We start from the raw sequence: 1,185 nt of genomic DNA on the forward strand, positions 1-1,185 counted from the left end.
AGGTAAGGTTTTTCGCGTTGCATCGAATTAATCCACATCATCCACCGCTTGTGCGGGTCCCCGTCAATTCCTTTGAGTTTTAATCTTGCGACCGTACTCCCCAGGCGGTCAACTTCACGCGTTAGCTACGTTACTGAAGAAATGAATCCCCAACAACTAGTTGACATCGTTTAGGGCGTGGACTACCAGGGTATCTAATCCTGTTTGCTCCCCACGCTTTCGTGCATGAGCGTCAGTGACGTCCCAGGGGGCTGCCTTCGCCATCGGTATTCCTCCACATCTCTACGCATTTCACTGCTACACGTGGAATTCTACCCCCCTCTGACATACTCTAGCCTTGCAGTCACAAGCGCCATTCCCAAGTTAAGCTCGGGGATTTCACGCCTGTCTTACAAAACCGCCTGCGCACGCTTTACGCCCAGTAATTCCGATTAACGCTCGCACCCTACGTATTACCGCGGCTGCTGGCACGTAGTTAGCCGGTGCTTATTCTTCCGGTACCGTCATCGACCCGAGGTATTAACCCAGGCCATTTCTTTCCGGACAAAAGTGCTTTACAACCCGAAGGCCTTCTTCACACACGCGGCATTGCTGGATCAGGGTTGCCCCCATTGTCCAAAATTCCCCACTGCTGCCTCCCGTAGGAGTCTGGGCCGTGTCTCAGTCCCAGTGTGGCTGATCGTCCTCTCAGACCAGCTACTGATCGTCGCCTTGGTGGGCCTTTACCCCACCAACTAGCTAATCAGACATCGGCCGCTCCTATTGCGCGAGGCCTTACGGTCCCCCGCTTTCACCCTCAGGTCGTATGCGGTATTAGCTAATCTTTCGACTAGTTATCCCCCACAACAGGGCACGTTCCGATGTATTACTCACCCGTTCGCCACTCGCCACCAGGGTTGCCCCCGTGCTGCCGTTCGACTTGCATGTGTAAGGCATGCCGCCAGCGTTCAATCTGAGCCAGGATCAAACTCTTCAGTTCAATCTCTGTGTGGAAGCCTCGCGGCTCCCTCGCTCTTTCGAGCGGTCGCTCACTCTCAGAAAACTGACTCGATCCATCCGAAGATGAACCGAACATGTTTTACTGTGCGAGCACTGATAACTTTTGAAGCTTCCGAAGTCCGAAGACCTCGGGCATCCGCTACCAAGCGCCCACACTTATCGGTTGTTTGGTTGTTAAAGAACTCG

Annotated in this window: 1 rRNA gene; it reads right to left on the reverse strand. The window is 53.8% G+C overall.

From position 1 onward, the window contains the following. A 16S ribosomal RNA gene (locus tag RM96_RS28650) occupies positions 1-979 on the reverse strand; the annotation flags it as partial. Positions 980-1,185: the final 206 nt, after the last annotated feature.

The organism is Cupriavidus sp. IDO (genome assembly GCF_000812465.1).
Taxonomy (GTDB): Bacteria; Pseudomonadota; Gammaproteobacteria; order Burkholderiales; family Burkholderiaceae; genus Cupriavidus.